The organism is Dictyobacter vulcani (genome assembly GCF_008974265.1).
Taxonomy (GTDB): domain Bacteria; phylum Chloroflexota; class Ktedonobacteria; order Ktedonobacterales; family Ktedonobacteraceae; genus Dictyobacter; species Dictyobacter vulcani.
Genome location: NZ_BKZW01000001.1, coordinates 796,984 through 815,743, shown reverse-complemented (window position 1 = coordinate 815,743; position 18,760 = coordinate 796,984). Strand labels below are relative to the sequence as shown.

Genomic DNA, 18,760 nt, shown 5'->3' with positions numbered 1-18,760 from the left:
TTTGTGGCAGAATATTTTCAGGAAGTCATTTTATGAGAGGGGACCAATTTTCGACCGGCTCGCAAATGCATCGGCCTTGACATCTTTGAATTCTCGTGTGTAGACCTTTTGATTCTTGCCCATTGATCCATCCCTTTTCCAAGCTTGGTTTAGTATACCTCAGCTTTCGGGACTCTTTCAAACTGGGGCAAGCTCACTCTCATATCGCCTCACGCGGTGAGTACCGTCTTCATCGGAGGGGCATGATGAGGTGCTCTCATTCAGTTTCTCCCCGATGAATGCGGAGACGGAGATGGAAAAATTTCGATATTCATAGACCATGCACATCATGGTTTTTGTTCGATTGATGAGGCTCTGCACCAACCAGGCTCTTTCTTACCTTTATCCTGGTTACCCTGTAGGAGGTCGCGTGTTGGAGACGCGAGGGACACCAGCAAGAGCACATGGTGCACTTCAATATGTGTGTTGTGCATGAGCATTTTTACGAAGCCAATAGTGTCGTGCACAGTGTCTCACTGAGAAAAAGGAAGCTCTATAGCCCCATATCTTAACTGCTTGGGTTCTTTGAGAGCATGCCCAGTTGTATGAGTTCTTTCTCTAGTGCCTGACGAACGCGTGTTTCGATCGTGGTTAATTCTTGCATGGATTGCCCAGGCAACGACTGTTTGTACTCATCACTCACGCGCTGACGGAACGAGGAAAAATAGGTGTTCTGCGTCTTCCAATCAGGTAAGATGGCCAGCTCAATACGGGAAGCGTCGAAGAAATCCGCATCATAGAACGCCATCTGTATCAAGTCCGCATAGCGCTCCAGGAGGATAAGCTTTTCCTCGGTAAAAAAATGCGTCGCACGGCAAGAGACAATGAGCGCCCCTGCCACCTTTCCTCCGCGCATAATAGGCGCAGCCGCACAACTGTATTCGTGTTCCTGACTGTAGAATGGCATAATGGTGTGGGGATCATGCACATCTGAGACCATGATACTGTGCCGTTGCATGACCACGGTGCCTCCTAGCGACTCAGCTCCGAGCAGATAATTTTTGCTGTGGAAATCTGTTCGCCATGGAGGTGTTCCTCTGCCTGCAGAGACCCATAATGAACGAATTTTTCCGTCCTCTTCTCCGGGGGCATACAGCGGGCAATGAGAACCTCCACACCAGTTTCCTGAGGAGTGGTCTCCAACTGCGAGAGAGCATGAAACACAATGTTTCCTCCCAATAACCAGAATTGGTTTGGGGCATCCCTGGCTAGGCGAAGGACCTCTTCGTAGACATGGTGAGGAATATGATGTAACAACTCATCCGTAAGCATTTCTTCAGGCATCTGTAGTGTGGGATCGTCTTGCATGAGCGTACGCAGCTGTTTTTGCTCTTCGTGTTGAAGCGTATTAAGCAGTCGATGTACATGTGATGGATCAGGTGTATTTTCGCCATTTCGCCAACGTTGCACCGTGGTGCGTGTGACACCAACCTCTGTATACAAGCGCTGTTTTTCTGCTGATGACATTCGTCGTATCAGGTCGTCGAGATATCGACGCCAGGCTGCTGGCTCTATTGTCATTTTTGTCCTCATGGATATGTTGCCATTAGCATAGAACATGCTCTTGCGCATCGTCAACCTTTTGCCAATAGCCACTGAGAAAGCGACACTGTGTTCTCATGTGCCTTCCTTCTATTGTACCTGAAAATACGCTCCTTTGTCGTGATGTGACACTTCTTAACTCCGGTTTGGAGACACTTCCCATGGCTCACATGCAGCTGGTTTTTTGATAGAAATGCATCTCAATGCATCATGTGATGATGCATCACGTATCAATTTTCGTTGACAAATGCATCATTCTGTGGTATATTGGTGGTGGGCTGCTCGCTCGTCTGAATGGGGGGTGTAGCCTGGATCGTGTGGTGAGTGAGTGAGCACGCCCAACGGTAGTGGAAAAAGAAGGTTTTTGTATCGTGTATGGATGTCCTTCTACACTTGCACTGCTCGCAGAGTGTGGATGCCAGATCGCTTTTGGAAAAGGAGGATGCATCTCTCATGGGTAGTCTCACGCGTAAAGCACGTTATCCATCGAGTCTCAATGACATGATACCATTTCGTCTCACTGCGCTCCTCGAACCTGGTCATGTCCTGGTTTTCAACCCACATCTGGGAACGTTATCTCATCTGGCCCCAGGCCCCGTGTTGCTGAGGGAGCAACAATTTACCGCCAGCGAACTGTGTGTATTGATCCCACTTCTGCAAAATTATCCCCACTATTGTCCCTATGAACAGTTGCTTGCACACTTTCATGGAGGATCGCCCACCTCGAGCGATATCGATAGCTCCCGTCTCCGCCTTCATATGGCCCAACAAGAAGGGCAATGGGACGAATGTGTTCGTCCCATGCGAGGTGTTCTCTCGCGAGTGCGGCTCAAAATGCAGGAATTTGGCATTAACGTTGTCGCCATCACTGAAACAGGGTACATGCTCAAGCGCCTGGCGCAGACACCCATCGGTACCTCAGAGATGCCGATTGAACCGTGGCGTCTGGGTGCCCTGGTATAGAACAGAGGGGGCAAGGGCGTTTCTCATCTCGACTCTTGCCGACCAATAAATATGTGCAGCAAGCGATCGTATAGATTTGATCAGTCCCTTGAGCCTTTCGCATCCCACAAGCCTGAGAACGGCTCTATGCACCAGATCAGCCACGCATGGGAACAAGATACCAGAAGCAAAGATGCATTCCTTTCAGAACGAGGAATGCATCTTTGCTTTCGTTTCTACAATCATGTGCAGGATCTCCATGAGCACGTTTGCGCTCGGTGCACCCGTTGCTGCGCATCGTTGTGGAGGTTATGAGGCCTGGTGTGCGCATGCCACGGGCTTGATAGGCAGAGATGGGGAGATCGTTGCTCTGGATGGCAGCTATCACCTCTACACTTGCTCATGTTCCACATGCATAATCTACACATATCCTTTTTCGGTTTCCCATACTCTGATGCGGTACAGCGTGTCAGAGGGAATACCGCCAGTAAGCAAGGCATTCCAGATCCCGTACGCCAGATTCTCGGCTGTGGTGCGAATATCCGTCAGGACAGTGAGCTCATGGTGATCCCTTCTTCCCTTTGCCCTTGCCTGTGCTGCCTCCCATTATGAGCCTTCATCGGAGGGCTGTTCCAGAATGGTGGCATAGTAGTCTTGCGCTCATCACCATTCTTGACTATCCCATCACGTGCCTTGCTTGGCGAGTTGATGACTGGCTTGCGCAAGCTGACCTGTAATCGATACGTATGACCATGAGCATGACGGCACTTCCCCCGATGATTGGGCTGGCGATGGCGGCTTCAAAGGTACATTCTTTGGGAATAATGGTATATCTACCTCCTCTTGTTTGCAGTGCTCCGTAGAGCACGTAGAAACGACTGAGATGTGTGAGCGCAGTCAGGCCGCTCCAGAGATCGAGGTTCGTATCAGGGCTAACTTGTGTTGGTGGTTTCTGGGAGTGTGACAGGCATGCGTGTGCACGATGTCTGATCCCCAGAGTTGATACCTGAAGGTATGAGTCCAGTCATCCCCACGCGAGTTGTTTGTGACGCGTGCTGCAGTGGCATGTGGACAATGAGCACGTCTTGCTTCTGCTGTAAGGCAGCAGCAGACCAGCGATACGCAGGTTGGAGTTCTGTACGGTCAAGCGTTGCCACTCCAGGCTCGTGGAACGTGCTCCCTTCCTGTGGTATGTACCGATTGGTGGCAACAACCTGCTGGAAAAGCCAGTAGGTCACAGTTGGAATCACGATGGCCCACCAGACAATAAGCAGGGGTAACAGCGCTGCAATGTAATGAGCGCCAATTTGCTGATATGGCGGAGTGAGTGGAAGGAAGAGCAGACATCCTATTCCAAGGCACAGGGCAATTGCCCCTAAGAATACACTGATAGGAACCTGTGCTGTAGTTTCACCTTCAAGAGATGAGGCTGCATAGGAACGATCAAAGGAAAATGCAATCATACATACCCTACTTTCCAACGAGCGATAGCCCAACCATTGCGAGGAGCATAATGCCCGTCCCAGCCCACTGAGGGAGCTTTATACGTTCTCGATACCACAGTACGCCTACCAGGAACGGGAGAAGTGGATAGAGCGAGGAGAGCGCAGCGACCAAGAGGGTGCTCTCGCGTGAACCGATATCGTAGGAGATGGTCCCAAGCACATCAAAGAGACCAATCAGCATGATGAAACCAAACTGTTTCAGTGTAATGTTACCCCACCCAGTAACGTGCTGATGGCGTGCATAGCAGAATAAGAAGAGCGCCGAGAACAGGCGAGAGATAACAACCGGCTGCACCGGCCCCAGGTGTGCTGTTGCCAGACTGAGCAAAAAATATTCTATGCCAAAGCCGCACATGGCACCGATGCCGAAGAACAAGCCACTCTGTTGCTGATGGATAGACCATTCGTGTTGCAGCAATGAAAAAGAACGGTCAGTTGCCAGGTAGCAGGCGAGACACATACAGATGCCCTCGGCAAGAACGCAAAACAGGACCAACCATCCGTTTACCTGTAGCCAACTAAGCATGACACAGAGTGCCGCCGCCGTTGCGACAGAGACGCCCAGGGCCAGTGCCACGACTATGCGCATCTGGCGTGAGATCGTGAGATGTGGGAACACCTTGCTTTCGTGTGCCGTGACGCTCATCGTCAGAATCATCCCACCGACCATGAGCAAGAGAAGGATGCCTCCCAGCAGTGAGGGAATCTCATGCAGGAAGAGCACTGCCAGGGCCATGGTGATGAGCCCATAACTCGCCGTCACGGGTGAAATCAGCGATAGTGGACCGAGTGCGAGCGCGCGGTATAAGCTGAGATTGGTCAAACTGCTCACCAATCCGAGGATGCATCCAACGCAGAGCAACAACGGAAGGGACGCTAAAGACAACTCCTGTGACCAGGAAGAAGTGCTTCCAATAAAGAAAAGGCACAACATCCCTGCCGCAGTCACATGTGCGAGGACTTGTGTGTAGCGTATACCGATTGTTCTGGTGGAATGAGCGATGAAAATATCTAAGAGCCCGAACATACAGGCAGATGATAAACCAAACACGATAGACATACTACCCTCCAGTGGCAGCTCCTATACCCGTTCCTTTTTCATGGATGGAGGGGAGCGGGCGATCAAGAGCAGAGGCATGATCAAGAGCGGCCTATTGACCGAGACCATCTGAGATGTTTGCTTCCCCCTCCTCATAGAGCATACCGTGCAGGTGGACCTCCTGTCTCTGCATACCCCTCACATATTGCGCACAAACATGCAAGAAATTGAATACACCTGTGCAATGTATTTCACACTTAAAAAAGGCATATCGGCTGCATATTCGCTATGCTTGTAACAGTTTCATGTGGAGGGAGTATTGTCATACAGGAAAAAAGGAGGTATCTCATAGCGCGCTCACACGCTATCATCGTTAGCGTGCCAACCAGTCTCTATCTACACAGCTTAGGCTTTATGTGTACTGTCAGACGAGGGAGCTTTTTCGGACCCTCTAGCGTATGAAGGAAGGCTTCTATGTCAATCCTCGCTCATCTCAGCTCAGAATTATGTACTGCACCCGGTATATCGTATCCCTGGTTTGCCGTGCCCGGGGCCATTTCACACGTATTTTTCTCCTGGTATGCCGTTGCTCAATCGTTTCGGCTCAATCCATATATCTCTGTCCCGTGGTTTGGCCTGACTTCGGTTGTGCCTCATATTGCTATTCCGTGGTATCATCTGGTTTCACTCCTGACACCTATGGTTGTTTCTTGGTATCGCTTGTCTTCTGCTTTGCCCGATGTTTCGTATCCGTGGTATCGTCTGGTTTCCGTCGTGCCCCATGTCGCGTACCCCTGGTTTACTGTGATCAACGTCAACCCCAATGTGGCTTTTCCCTGGTACGCTGTTGCTCAGGCGATCCAGCCAGACATCTCTATGCCCTGGCTTATCGTTCTTTCAATCCTATTTCATACCTTTTACCCATGGTATAGCCTGGCCTCTGTCCTGCCTCATATAGCATCGCCATGGTTTACCGTCACTGGTATAGCTCCAGACATATCAGTGCTATGGTACACACATGTTCTGCACCTATAACTGTATACCTAAGGACAGCCTGATGATGTCGGAATGAGGCGTTCATGAATCGTTTGTACACCCTGCGGATGAATTTCCTGGTGTTCTTTATCGTCGTGGTGTTGATGGTATTGATCGCGTTTCTATGCCTGGCGACCCAGGTACAACCATTAGCCCGTAGCATTCAGCTCGACGCGTTTTATCCGTATAACTAAGGAGTGGAGCAGCAATGAGGACGTCTTCATTCAAGCCACATGTGATAGGTCTATTGCTAGTGTTGATAGCCGTAGTGATTATCTTGATGCTCAGCCTCTGTATGACTGGAGCACAAGAGCACTTCTTCGCCAGCGCCATCCACCCCGATGCGTTTTTCCCCTATAACTAAGGAGGAGGGAAGAAGATGACACGCTTACTCACCACGCGCATTCGCTGGCCAGCCTGTCCTCTCCGGACACGTTTTTTCCTAGTTTTAAGCAAAGGATGATGACATGATGACCGCTTTACCTAATCTGTGTTTAAGGATATTCCTGACTCTTTTCTTTGTGCTGGCTTGGATGCTCCTGATCGCTCTTCTTGTTACGATAGGGAGCCAGATCCACCCATTGGCTAGCATCATTCACCCAGACGTTGCTATTCCCTGGTTTTAAGGAACGGAAAAAGAGTCACACACAAGCAAGAAAGAAAGGTTCTCTTCCTATGATCCATACCCTTCATACCCGATATATCAATGTTGTTGCCATCCTCTTGCTGGCTGCTTTCCTGATACTGCTTGTATGGATGGTACTTGTGGCGCCCTATCAGTTCCATTTTTGGCAAGCGTTGAGTGCCGTTTCTAATATCGTTTACCCCACATAGTTAATGGTCTTCTTCGTTTCCTGGACGATTTTTAATAATGAATGGATCTTCACCCACGCCGCTAGGAGGAACATGTATGTCACACTTCGATTGACAACAGGGAATTGTTTCAGGGAATGCCCTGAATGCGCACAAAGCGATGCTTGTCGCGAGGAGGCGCGTGTTAGCGAGAGGACCCCACAGACAAAAGGCTATGGCTTTGTCCAGTACCTGGTATACTGGTTCTCCCGCACAAATGACATTGTTGGGAAACCTTTCTAGCCTCTCTTGCTTTCACATATTAGGATAAGAAATCAAAGAAAGTATCTACGTAAAGGTTGAAAAGCAGGAGAAAGATAATTACATTGTATCCGCAACATGAGTTAACGATTACTGAAGAAACAGTACGTGTGGCTCGTGCAGCCTATCTTAAAGGGAATATCTACATGAACATGCGTGACGCATTGGAAACCATCTATCAGGATCAGGTATTAGCGCCGACGCAAATGTGATCTGGTGTCGAGCTCAAATGCGTGCTTTTTGAACAAAGAAAGAAATGATTATTTTTTTTCGTTTCAATGGCTTATCATTTATCTGAGAAGCCTGCTACACTCCCTGAGTCATTGAGTCAAAACGCGCCAGGATCGGCTCACATTTGCGCGTCGGTTTGCCCATTTGTTACCACCGAATGGACGGCCTGTAGAAGCTCCATGGCATCTGGCATTCATCACGGTTGTGCAGTTCATGGAGGGACTTCCTGACCGACAGGCGGCTGATGCTGTGCGAGGACGAATCGATCTCAAATATGCATTGAGTTTAGAACTTTCAGATCCTGGCTTTGATTTTACCATCCTGTCTGACTTTCGCGCCCGCCTGGTGCAAGGAGAAGCAGAACACCTCCTCCTCGATGCGATGTTCGCTCTCTTCAAGGAACGGGGTTGGCTCAAGCAACGGCAACATCAACGCACCGACTCCACTCACATTCTAGCCAAGATCCGTGCCATTAATCGACTGATGTGTGTGGGTGCAACCATTGCGGTTGCATTGAATAGCCTCGTGTCGTGGCTGGGTCATTGGATGACCTGATGGATTCGTAGCCAGTCGGCGAGCTGTGTTCTAGCCGTTCGATTTTGGTCAGGTCAATCGGTTTTTTGACGTTCCCAGTCATAGAATTGTTCATAGCGACGCCCACGGCGAGAAGCAAAGTCATTACACCACAACTTCAACCTGCCAACCGACGAGTCCGCTACTCATATGTGCATAGTCTGCTTCACACTCTCGTCCATATTAACGAGATCTGATGTGTCTTCTCAAAGACCCATGACGCTATGCATTCAAATTGAGGCCTCTGCATGATTCGTGGTCTGCCCATTTGCGAAGACCTGTGTATGCGCTTTATCGTGAGCAGTGTCATGCCCTGTGTGCTGACTTTTCAGGGCGTTACTCGATCATTTTGATTAGAGCATATGTATATCCGGATTATTTGCTCCGGTCCAGGGTCGATGAGCCTGTCCACTGGTGATCGACCAAGAATTCGGCGTTGAAACAATGGAAGTTGAAATGCCTTTGCTCGACGTACCATGTATCGGGACTCATCTGTATCCATATGCGAGAAGATCGAGATCAGCTCGCTCCAACCAGAAGTGCAAACACATCAACTGAAAGTACCCAGTAAAAGAGACACTCCTATAAGGAAATTAAAGGAGCCATATGCAACTGATGTGTTTGAGCATACTGTAACGGTGAACAATTTCCTAAGCCCTCATGAGGACGTATCGTATTGTAAAAAATTGACCCACGATTCTGCTGCTCGCAAGAAATGACCCAGCGTTCGATAGGAACGGCGTTCAGCTACCGCTAACTTGAAGGTTCCAACGAAACGCTCGGCAAACCCATTGTCTGTCGGCGTTCCTGCACGACTCATCGATTGAAGAAACCCTTTCTGTAACAGCAGTTCTCGTGTGCTTTGCGCCCCATATTGTTTTCCTTGGTCGCTATGCCAAATGGCTCCTGGAGCGTGGAACGTCATTGAAACAATGACACTGGTCACCAGATCTGCCCGCATATGATAATCAAAGGCCAGTCCGAGAATCTGGCGCGTCTGCTTCTCGAGGGCAAAACACCCTCGCACACGTGATTGATCCGCGAGATGGACTTCAAAAATGTCGGAAAATACCACCTGTTGCAGACTCTCCTCGGTCATCTCTCGGACAAGATTGGGAGCCGTTTGCGTCGCCTTGCCTGGATAGATGTACTTTTTCTTTTTGCGTCGGGCGGCGATGCCATATTTCTGCATCACCCGTTTGACGCGATTTTTTCCAGTCTTGATGAGTACAGCAAGCTTACGATGTCCAAGGGTATCATCGTGTTCATGCCACTGCTCAATACTGACAACCAACGCCTTATCCAGGTGAGGCCGCTTGGGATGCAGATACAGACTGCTGCGAGCAATGCCAAGGGCGCGGGCGAGTTGACTTTTATTGATCGGACCACCAGAAGCGCAGAGCGTACGCCCAAGCTCAACTTTCTCATGTGCGCTTAATTGCCTAGTAGCCCCCGGGATTTTTTTAGCAGTTCATTTTGAACCGCCAGGTCGCCAATGAGCTGTTTCAACTCCTCAGGTGATTCTCCTGGTGCATAGCCCTGTGCCTGGTTGCGCGTTTTGTGGTCGCGTTGATCGGCAAAGATTTCTGGCCCTTTTTGCTGAAATTCTTGCCGCCATCGGCTGATCACTGAGCTGGCCAGACCAAATTTCCGGCATACTTCTTCCAGGGTCGTCTCACGCTGAAAGCTTTCCATCACGACTTTGAATTTAAATTCTGGTGTGTAGGTTTTTCGTTTCCCTGTCATGTTTCCGTACCTCTCTTCTTTCACTGTCTATTTTACCAGGTACGTTACAAACTGTAAATGTGGTCTTTTGGCACAAGGTATTGAGACAACGAAAGCGTCGGACGCGTAACCTCAGTTGGACCGCGTTCCCGCTCATGGGAAGATCGTAGGGAAAACGTTGATACCAACTATGAATACGAGAAGAAGTGTGTTGGCAGGAGGGACAGATCGCCGTCTCCTGCTGTGATGTGGCGGTAACAAGGATATGATTATTGGTAGAAGGAATATCCGTGATCAGAAGATCAGCAAGAGAAAAAGGAAGAGCAACCATTGGAATACATCCTTGTCTGTAAAAATATGTCTCTATTTCTTTGTACGAAGGACGGTTGCAGTTCCTGTTATTGCTGAGCACTATTTGTGCGGGAGAACCAGTATAGCTGTACCGATATAAAGGTAGAGCTATACTAAATAGTGAAGAGTTAGAACAGATTGGAATAAGTGACCTTCATCAGTTAATGTTGCTCTATCGCTCTATCTATATGAGCACTTTTCAGTGCATTTGCTGAACACATCAAGAGAAAATCATTGCTTTGTTGCAGCTCATGTATTTGCCGAAAGTGTCCTAATCTGCTTGTCTTGCTCAACAATATTGCCATTGGTCTGTTTCTATGGCAAGGGCCGATCAACCATCTCTAAGTATAACATGTACTTTTGACGATCAATTTGGCCATAAATTTGTTCATCTGGTGATCTGAAGCAGATAGAAGAGTTTGTACCAACACTGATCTTAGGTGTACTGATATACGTTAAACTGAACATCTGATATAATAAAAAACGAGTACTATAAATGATTGTCAGATGATAGCAATATCACTCTGCTAGAAAAGTATATATGACCCCCGAAGAAAAAATCGAGCGTGCATGGCAACTTTTGAATAAGGAGATGAAAGGGCAGTCCTTGTCTGATCGCTTGGCCCATCTCTCTTGGCTCCTCTTGCTCAAATATATAGACAATTATGACGTTGTTCTCAAATCAACGTCACAACATGACGGGAAATTTTACACGCCAATTCTGGAGAGCAATTATTGCTGGTCAACATGGGTTCCCAAGGCACTCTCTACTTCATGTGTCGATGGGAAGGAAATTGTAGAGTTTCTACGTAATGATCTCTTCACATATTTAGCCTTGCCGAGAGCTATATCCTCTAAATTAAAAATACACGATACTTTGTGCAGTATTTTTGGGTGGAAGGAAATACCTATTTGTGATGCTCCAAATATATTAAGAGAAATGCTATTTTTAATAGACGATATCAATTTCTTTGATTTGGAGCATCAATATGCCATTGCATCTCTTTATGAAGGCTATATTCAAGACATGGAGATTTCGGTTACAAGCGCCCGCGATTTTTTTACTCCCCGTGAAATAAAGAACACAATGTTAAAAATGCTCAAACCTCAACAAAATCAGACATTTTTTGATCCTGCCTGTGGTACGGGAGGAATGCTTATAGAAGCATATGAGTACATAAAATCCCATCATGGTCAAAAGGCTTCTCAATCGATGTTACTATTCGGTCAGGCATTAGATAGCACTGGTGCACTTATCAGTGCGATAAATATGGCATCTATCGGAAAGCCAGTCGAGCATATTTATCATGGTGATATGTTGCAGGGATATCCAGATCATTTCCCTAAAGGGTTTGACTATGTTCTTGCTAATCCTCCATTTGGAATTATTAAAGATGAACAGGCAAGAAAAAATCCTTTTTTTAAAACGCTTTATTATGAACCTCTGCTATTACAAAGTTTTATTGATGCAATCTCTGAAGAAGGTGGCACCTCCAGCGTTATTGTATCAATTACTACCTTGACAAGAGATATCGCTGCATTTGTTGATGTGCGAGAAAGATTGCTTACAGAATGTGATCTTTTGATGGTTATCGTCTTGCCTCCGGGCGTATTTGCGCCTCATACAGATGTTAGGACCTCAATCTTATTTTTTCGAAAGCCTGGACCTACTAGAGAAACATTCTATTATAATGCGTGCCCTTCTGAAGAAAGCTTGAAATACGAGCATCCACTTTTGGATCAGTACCTTTCTCAGGCTGTGGAAGCTTGCGGAAAATGGCAACAATATCGTATCAGCGGAAAAGGACGTCCTGAATCCATTGAAAATAGCTGGATTGAGACCTTTAATAACGAGACGTTCCGAGAGAACAAATATAGATTAGGAACTCATTGTTCTTATGTTCCTATGGAAGAACCTCTTTTACCAGAGGCTCCCATCGACATATTACTGGAATATAATCACCGCTTTTATCACACTGTCGATAATTTGTCGTTACCTGTTGAGCTTACAAGCCAGTTGTTAAAATACAGCCAAGAATTCCATCAACAATTATCTGCTTTTCATAAAGATATAGAGTAAGAGGTTTTTTGATGATAGAAATGTTAGCAGGCGAGCTTGTATCGTTGCCGTCTGGTTGGAAGTGGCAAAAAGTTGAAGATTTATTGTACGAGGGACATAGAGATACAGATATTAGGCAAGGGAAGAATCCCTCATCTGGGTTAACTGAGTACATTGAAGGGAAAATACCATTCTATGAAGGAGGAGATGTCAAGGGTCGTAAATTTCTTGAAAATGCCACAAGAAGTATTTCCGAAAAAGCTTTTAAGTCAACATATCAGCTTGCTCCTTATGATTTATTAATTAAGCGTATTGGCTCATATGCTGGACAATCAAGTATTTTGAAAGAAGAAGCATCTGCGAATGCACAGATCTTTGGGGCACGTTTTAACCAGCAAAAGGTTGATGTGGCATATATTTATTGGTGGTTCAAAAGTAAATATGTTCGAGATCGTTTTGCAAATGCTCTCAAAGGAGCGAACCAACGTTATATAACTAAAAATGATATTGCTGAACTTCCGATTCCTATTCCATATCCTGGTGAGGATCGCTCATTAGTAACGCAACATCTCCTTCTTCAACGTCTTGAAGCACGTATGAAAGATCTAGATATATCTTGTAATCTGCACGAACGTATGAATAAAAGTGTTGATCGTCTACTAGAGGCTGCACTAGAGGATATATTTAGTGAAAGTAGCAGAAATACATGGAAGAATAAAGGGAGAATTCGAGATTTTGTGGAGTGTTTTGAAAAAGTAGAAAAAAGAGTAAAAATAGACAGAATCGATGATATTAAATTACTACGATATATTATAGGCAGCGACATAGCTGAAGGAACAGGGGTGCTTGTAGGAAATCGTACATGGAATGAGAGCAACGTGCAGAGACCGCCCTATCTCTTTGCAGCTGGAACTGTATTATACCAAATGAGGGATATCGATCTACGTAGGGTTGCTTACGTCAATTTTGATGGTTCACATGGAGAAGATATTTATCCTCTTCGTATACTATCAACGGTAAAATTATCGCCACGTTTTCTTAAGTGGCTTCTCCTTACACCTCATTTTACACAATATGCGATAGAAAATTCGGAAGATGAGAGCAAAGGTGAAGGAAAAAAGCGACCCAGGCTAAATAAAAGGAAATTACTTGACTATAAAATTGCATTTCCTGATGAAGATGATCAACAACGTATTTTGAGTAATCTGGAACTTGTGTTAACCAACTGTAACGAATTACAAGTGATTTTAGCTGAAGAGAAAACAGCGATCGAGCAACTTGAAATGTCGATCCTCGATCAGGCGTTTCTTAAAGGGAAATTGTAGGTATGACTGAGACAGGTAATGCGATACGGAACTCGTTGGATAGGATTTGGTCAATATTCAGAAGAGCTGGAATAGAGAATGACCTTGAAATTATTGAGTACATTGCAACCTTCTTGACTAATGATATCCCATACCCCGATAAGGCATCATACTCACTACAGTCGTCATTGCTAGAACAACTAGATCTATCGGCGATCCAGCAAGAATTATCACAATACAGTAACAAAGCTACATTGTTTGATCCCTATATAGTTTTTCATTTATCTAGAAATGCAAGTAAGGGAGCGTTCCCTATCCTGCGTCATGTCGTTGATATGATGCTCGCTATCACAAAAGTAGGTCATGATGATACGCTAGCCGATTTTACATGTGGGAGTGGCGGATTTTTTATCAGAAGAAAACGTGGTATTTCAGGAGTTGTGGGCAGGATGGTCGGTGTTGAAATCGATAAATCTTGGGCACATATTGCAAGGGCAAATGCAATTTTACATGATTTAGATGTTCATATTGAGCAAGGCAATGTCTTGGACATAGTTGCTTCTTTAGGCTTCCTTGCTGAAGAAACATTTGACCGTGTAATGATGGCCCCTTCATTTAATTTGCCTATAAGTAGCAAACTTGTTCATCGCGTGTTCGGGCGAGATATTGGGCATCGTAGCGAGGTTGTCCTTCCATGGTTGGCTCTAGCCAAGTTGAAGGTGGATGGTCGGGCGGCGATTATAGTACCCGAGACTCTTCTGATGAGTAATAACCCTGATGAGGAACAATTACGTCGGGAATTAGTTGTGTCCAATGAACTGGAAGCAGTTATATCCTTGCCTGCGCAGGCACTATACTTTAGTGATGTCGTTACCAGTCTATTATTTGTGCGCAAGAGAACGCCAACAGAGAAGTTATCAACTTGGTTTTGCAAGGTAGAAAATACAGGTTATTCAGCACATCGTGACCCTACCGATCCGCCGATAGAGGGCAATGATATAGAATTTCTTACTCAGGCGCTAACATCTACAAATCCATTGCTTGAGGTCATCACGTTGGAAGGCATTTCCTGCTTGCAGGTACAATGGGTATCATTGAAAGCAAAACAACTCGGCGTAATATTAGGAGGCACGGAACATACTCATATACGCTCAGTGTACCTCCATGAAATGGAGAACGTTAAAAAATTATCTCGTTTTCTCCTTGTCCACATAGTAGATGATTTGGGAATGTGCACTCACACCGCTATGATCGAGTTGTATCGAGAGGATAATGTATCACTGAGGGCAGAGTATGTTGCCATGCCCGAACAATTATTGCGTGAGAGCTATGGTATTGAACTGGATGAAAATGTACCCATTCCTCCTGGAAAGCTATTATTCAAGGAGGATTCATATATCCAGCGCGTTGCTTTGGATATTAACGGACGGGTTTTAGGAAGAGCAGTATCTTACCAGGAATTAGATACATCTAACATGAATTTACTTCCATCTATGTATCTCGATCTAGCTGATGATAAACAGCCTACTGTTATTGATCATCCAGGCGTTCTATTAGGTAATATCCGAAAGGACAACCGCAAATTCTATCGGCACGTAGATACCTTTATGGGAAGGCTAGAACTGAAGCCTATCCTGGAGGAAAAGCTACCGCCAAATTTATACCAAGTTCATGAGCAAAAAGGGAAAGCAGGCAAAATACCAAGATTAATCGAAGATGCAGGTGATAACAAGTTTTTCAGTCCTGAGCAACAAGCTGTATGGGCCAAGGTACGCAAACAAATATATAAAGTAGATGACTATATTACAGCTTCGTATTTTACTACTGATATGGTCCATGCTGTAAATAAGGCAAATACCAGATCAACATTAGAGTTATTACTCGGTATGGGTTTGATTGTACAGGTGACAGTTTTAGAAAATGAAAAGCAAGTTTCCTATTATCGTAGGGTGACAGAAAGAGATGTGTGGAAACCTTGAGATTGATAGAACTCTACTTAAAAAGGATGCGTGTTTTAAACGAGCTGAGTATAGATTTTACGGAACAGGCAGAGAACCATTATACACTCGACTTTCTGGTGGGTGTCAATGGAACGGGCAAATCGACTCTCTTACGCACCATTGCTGAAATTTTCCTACGCCTTGAAGATCGATTGGATTTTCCATTTGGTTTTAGAATCACATATGAACTACGTAAAGGGTTAGTGATTTCTATCAGCAATCTTGCTGAAGGAATTGGAGATCAGTTGCCATATCTACTTCTGAGAGAAAATACGCAAAATACATGGCAGAAGCGTATTATTCCGTTGGAATACTTACCTAAATTGATTATTGCCTTTACTACTGGTAGTGAACGAGAATGGGCACTGCTAGAAGATGTTCAAGAAGAGATTGTAAATGATACAGGGAACGTTGTAAATTCAGTCACTGAGAAAGAGTCGAATGAGATACAAACACTCGGACCTGAAGATCTTCAGCAACTGACAGATCTCTATCTTACAGAACTGCCTGGTGTGCCAACCTTCAATGAAGAGAGCAGAGAAGATAACCAAATTAGGGCCAATGAGGAAGATCAGGCGTTGACATCTAAGGGATTCCTTTTCGTAAAGACATTGCAGTTACCGCTCGTCATTCTGTGTGGGCTGCTTACCGACATTAGTGATAAAAATAGACTACGAGCAAATAGAGGCGCCCGACTTCAACAAGCTATGCGCGAAGCTAGTATTGAAGAGTTACGCGGTTTTTCGCTGAAATTTCGTATGATTACTGGTGTGATTAGCGATGATCAGCGGAATTTTATCACGCAACTGGCACAAGGTGCAGACCAGAAATTACGTTTTGGCACTGATTATTTGCTCATTTATGATCTTTCAGAAGATCCTATCACGTCTATCGCGAAAATTTTTGCTCCTGTAGGTACAGGACTGAATCTTTTCAGAAAGCTAGCCGCATTGAGTGAATCCAATGATGATGAGCCTATTCTACGCGAAGTTAACTTGTTCCTTGAACGAACTAGTTCTGTAACAAATGATATTGTTCCTCCACTTCATCTTTTGGAGTGGTTCAGCGACGGTGAACGAAGTTTCCTTGGTCGTCTCTGCCTCTTTTCCTTGTTAGGTGATCAAGAAGCATTGATCTTGCTGGATGAGCCAGAGGTGCATTTCAATGACTTCTGGAAACGAGAAATCGTGCATATGCTTGATGACGTATTACATGGGCGTCCTAGCCATGTATTGATTACTTCTCATTCAAGCATCACATTAACCGACGTTCCTCGTAAGAATATTCATGTTTTATACCGTGATGCTGATTATACACAAGAAGCACTTTTTCCTCAGATGGAGACGTTGGCTGCTGATCCTAGTGATATACTTATCAATATTTTTGGAGCACCTCAAGCAACTGGAGCACAAGGTATTTTGCGTGTCAAAAAAGAAATTAGCCGAGCTCTTGCACTGAGAAAACTAGAAGACAGAGTAAAAGCCTTAGAAGTATTGCTTATGGATGTAGCTCCTGGTTATTGGCGATTTCTGGTGCGTCGTCAATTAGACGAAGTACGTCGTTTGCAGCAATTGGAGCGGCAACAATCATGATACATGCTATTGAACTACCCACTATCACTCTTAAGAGACTAAATGATTTACTGGATATACAAATTGCTCTCCTTTATTATGCTGCTTCGGAATTACTTATACATCAGGATGAGTATGACCTGTACTTGCAAGAAAAAGCAAGAGTGTATCGGACGGATAAGGTTAGGGAGAATGTAGAAAAGAGCCATCAGGAAGATCTGCGCCGCATATTTCTGCAGACAAAGTGCCAGCAATATTTAGAAGCGTATCCTCAGCAATTATTCCGTGGGCGAGAGGCTGAAATTGCGGATTGGATTTGGTCTGCAAAGACAAGGAGAGGCCCACTACAAATGTTTGCAATGGCAGGGCAGGTTGATAAACACAAGCCCCATATAAAGATTGAGTGGTGCGATCAACTACAAAAACAGATGAAAGCCTTTATGCTGGGCACTGATATAGTTATGAATAGATTATATCAAAAAGGCATAGAATGGCAGGATGCAGGGGCCACATTTCTTATCCAGTTCTATAAAGACTTACGTAGTGATACTAAATTTCGTCGGGGGCTTTTTTCAGGACCGGATGCAACCGCCTTTGGTCGGCAAGATTTTCTGGACGCGTTTCTAGAGCAGAATCGTGGCCTCTATATCTGTGCAGTTTGTGATGGCTCTGGCTATTATACAGTTTCTAGGCAGAAAATACATACAGAAATAGAGCATTACCTTCCAAAATCAATCTACCCTCATCTAGCTATTCATCCATTTAATCTTGTGCCAATCTGCGGACAATGTAACAGTATTCATGGTGACAAAGATCCCTTTGAAGATAAGGAATATGGAAATCGACGCCGACTCAGCGAGGTCTTTCTTCCCTATCGTAGTAATAGTAAAGCAATACGCTCTGCTGCATATTTAGAAATTGAACTCGAAAAAGTGCCTGTACGAAAAATTGAGGGAAAGATAGAATTTGCATACGTGAAAATTGGTCATTTCAAACCCAGACCTGATAATGAAGATGCTACTGATATGCATAAACTTACCACGGTGTTGCATGATATGTATGATATTCCTGGTAGATGGAATGAATATGAATGGACGAATAAGGTTGGTGAAACGCTTTTTCGTCGGGTGCGTCAATATTTACGAGATGCAGAAGGAACTATTCAAAATGTCGAAATGTTAACTACAATTACTGAGACTCTAGATCAACTTCTCTACAACTTGTATGATGAAGATATAGGGAAGGATCCTTTTGCATATGTCATGACATGGTTACTAGCAGCCATTCTTAATGAATATTTTCCTTCTGTTGGTGAACAATCTAAATCCAATAGAGTACCAGACCAGGCACTATTAGATGAGCTTGAAACTTGGCTGAGATATAATCGTGGAACAAAAAAAGAACGTTCTGAAAGAGCTCAAAAATTGAAAAGTTTTGTAAAAGGGACTGTAAGCAACTCTTCTTCAATGAGAGATGAGGTAGATGAAGCTTAGAAAGCTTAGGGCAATATACTTGAGTGGTGTGCTCCTCTTTTATGCTGTCATTCGCAGCCTCAATTTTAATGTACTCAATATGACATTGGCATTGCCTGCTCATACAGATCCTACGCCTTTACACAACACTTGATGTATTGCCGCTTTTGATGCATACAAGGGGTGATACAATGGAGGGATATTTGAAAAGCTTGCGACAAACAGAAGCTAGGCAACATGCAAAATTTGGCCTAGATAA

The 18,760-nt window shown here is 45.0% G+C and carries 17 protein-coding genes and 3 pseudogenes; 11 read left to right on the top strand and 9 right to left on the bottom strand.

Annotated elements, in window-relative coordinates; translation table 11 throughout:
* Positions 1-547: 547 nt before the first annotated feature.
* Together KDW_RS03420 and KDW_RS33610 are read right to left on the bottom strand one after the other, a co-directional pair.
* Positions 548-997: a GAF domain-containing protein gene (locus KDW_RS03420; protein ID WP_233097595.1), complete on the bottom strand. Its 450-nt coding sequence runs from the start codon at positions 995-997 to the stop codon at positions 548-550.
* Between the two features lie 14 nt (positions 998-1,011).
* Complete coding sequence (locus KDW_RS33610) at positions 1,012-1,560, bottom strand: helix-turn-helix domain-containing protein (protein ID WP_233097594.1); 549 nt, start codon at positions 1,558-1,560, stop codon at positions 1,012-1,014.
* A 474-nt stretch (positions 1,561-2,034) separates the two neighbouring features.
* Between KDW_RS33610 and KDW_RS03415 the strand changes: the two genes are divergently transcribed.
* Positions 2,035-2,544, top strand: coding sequence for a hypothetical protein (locus tag KDW_RS03415; protein WP_151754664.1), 510 nt, complete (start codon positions 2,035-2,037; stop codon positions 2,542-2,544).
* A gap of 399 nt (positions 2,545-2,943) precedes the next feature.
* On the opposite strand, the pseudogene KDW_RS35765 reads toward KDW_RS03415, so the two are convergent.
* From KDW_RS35765 to KDW_RS03395, 4 genes and pseudogenes are all read right to left on the bottom strand, one after another.
* A pseudogene (locus tag KDW_RS35765) lies at positions 2,944-3,096 on the bottom strand (6-carboxytetrahydropterin synthase); the annotation flags it as partial.
* Positions 3,069-3,308, bottom strand: a pseudogene (locus KDW_RS35760) (6-carboxytetrahydropterin synthase); the annotation flags it as partial. The pseudogenes KDW_RS35765 and KDW_RS35760, both read right to left, overlap by 28 nt.
* A gap of 147 nt (positions 3,309-3,455) precedes the next feature.
* Entirely contained in the window at positions 3,456-3,986 is a 531-nt protein-coding gene (locus KDW_RS03400) for a hypothetical protein (protein ID WP_151754663.1), read from the bottom strand.
* A 7-nt stretch (positions 3,987-3,993) separates the two neighbouring features.
* On the bottom strand, positions 3,994-5,088 hold the full coding sequence (locus KDW_RS03395) for an EamA family transporter (RefSeq protein WP_151754662.1): 1,095 nt from the start codon (positions 5,086-5,088) through the stop codon (positions 3,994-3,996).
* 453 nt (positions 5,089-5,541) lie between these two features.
* Here KDW_RS03395 and KDW_RS03390 point away from each other — a divergent pair, with 453 nt between their 5' ends.
* From KDW_RS03390 to KDW_RS03385, 5 genes and pseudogenes are all read left to right on the top strand, one after another.
* Positions 5,542-6,102, top strand: coding sequence for a hypothetical protein (locus tag KDW_RS03390; RefSeq protein ID WP_151754661.1), 561 nt, complete (start codon positions 5,542-5,544; stop codon positions 6,100-6,102).
* Positions 6,103-6,146: 44 nt separating this feature from the next.
* Complete coding sequence (locus KDW_RS31525) at positions 6,147-6,296, top strand: hypothetical protein (protein WP_162004916.1); 150 nt, start codon at positions 6,147-6,149, stop codon at positions 6,294-6,296.
* Positions 6,297-6,310: 14 nt separating this feature from the next.
* A complete protein-coding gene (locus tag KDW_RS31520) occupies positions 6,311-6,466 on the top strand; it encodes a hypothetical protein (protein ID WP_162004915.1) in 156 nt (51 codons plus the stop codon).
* 814 nt (positions 6,467-7,280) lie between these two features.
* Positions 7,281-7,427: a hypothetical protein gene (locus KDW_RS31515; RefSeq protein WP_162004914.1), complete on the top strand. Its 147-nt coding sequence runs from the start codon at positions 7,281-7,283 to the stop codon at positions 7,425-7,427.
* Positions 7,428-7,581: 154 nt separating this feature from the next.
* Positions 7,582-8,001 (top strand): annotated as a pseudogene (locus KDW_RS03385) (transposase); the annotation flags it as partial.
* A 676-nt stretch (positions 8,002-8,677) separates the two neighbouring features.
* Here the strand turns inward: KDW_RS03385 and KDW_RS03380 are convergent.
* Genes KDW_RS03380 through KDW_RS35755 form a run of 3 tightly spaced genes read right to left on the bottom strand, consistent with a single transcriptional unit; the run spans position 8,678 to position 10,075 of the window.
* Complete coding sequence (locus tag KDW_RS03380; RefSeq protein WP_269822468.1) at positions 8,678-9,400, bottom strand: IS3 family transposase; 723 nt, start codon at positions 9,398-9,400, stop codon at positions 8,678-8,680.
* A gap of 53 nt (positions 9,401-9,453) precedes the next feature.
* A complete protein-coding gene (locus KDW_RS03375; protein ID WP_126625229.1) occupies positions 9,454-9,765 on the bottom strand; it encodes a transposase in 312 nt (103 codons plus the stop codon).
* Entirely contained in the window at positions 9,728-10,075 is a 348-nt protein-coding gene (locus tag KDW_RS35755; protein ID WP_151754658.1) for a transposase family protein, read from the bottom strand. Before KDW_RS35755 ends, KDW_RS03375 begins: the two co-directional genes overlap by 38 nt.
* Before the next feature lie 561 nt (positions 10,076-10,636).
* On the opposite strand from KDW_RS35755, the gene KDW_RS03365 reads away from it, so the two are divergent.
* Genes KDW_RS03365 through KDW_RS03345 form a run of 5 tightly spaced genes read left to right on the top strand, consistent with a single transcriptional unit; the run spans position 10,637 to position 18,522 of the window.
* Positions 10,637-12,175, top strand: a complete 1,539-nt coding sequence (locus tag KDW_RS03365; RefSeq protein WP_151754657.1) for an HsdM family class I SAM-dependent methyltransferase — start codon at positions 10,637-10,639, stop codon at positions 12,173-12,175.
* A gap of 11 nt (positions 12,176-12,186) precedes the next feature.
* Positions 12,187-13,479: a restriction endonuclease subunit S gene (locus tag KDW_RS03360; protein WP_162004913.1), complete on the top strand. Its 1,293-nt coding sequence runs from the start codon at positions 12,187-12,189 to the stop codon at positions 13,477-13,479.
* A gap of 2 nt (positions 13,480-13,481) precedes the next feature.
* Positions 13,482-15,437 carry an HsdM family class I SAM-dependent methyltransferase gene (locus KDW_RS03355; protein ID WP_151754655.1) on the top strand — a complete coding sequence of 652 codons (1,956 nt, stop codon included), beginning with the start codon at positions 13,482-13,484 and terminating at the stop codon, positions 15,435-15,437.
* Complete coding sequence (locus KDW_RS03350; protein ID WP_151754654.1) at positions 15,425-17,050, top strand: AAA family ATPase; 1,626 nt, start codon at positions 15,425-15,427, stop codon at positions 17,048-17,050. Before KDW_RS03355 ends, KDW_RS03350 begins: the two co-directional genes overlap by 13 nt.
* A complete protein-coding gene (locus KDW_RS03345) occupies positions 17,047-18,522 on the top strand; it encodes a hypothetical protein (RefSeq protein ID WP_162004912.1) in 1,476 nt (491 codons plus the stop codon). The genes KDW_RS03350 and KDW_RS03345 overlap by 4 nt, the downstream gene beginning before the upstream one ends.
* Positions 18,523-18,760: the final 238 nt, after the last annotated feature.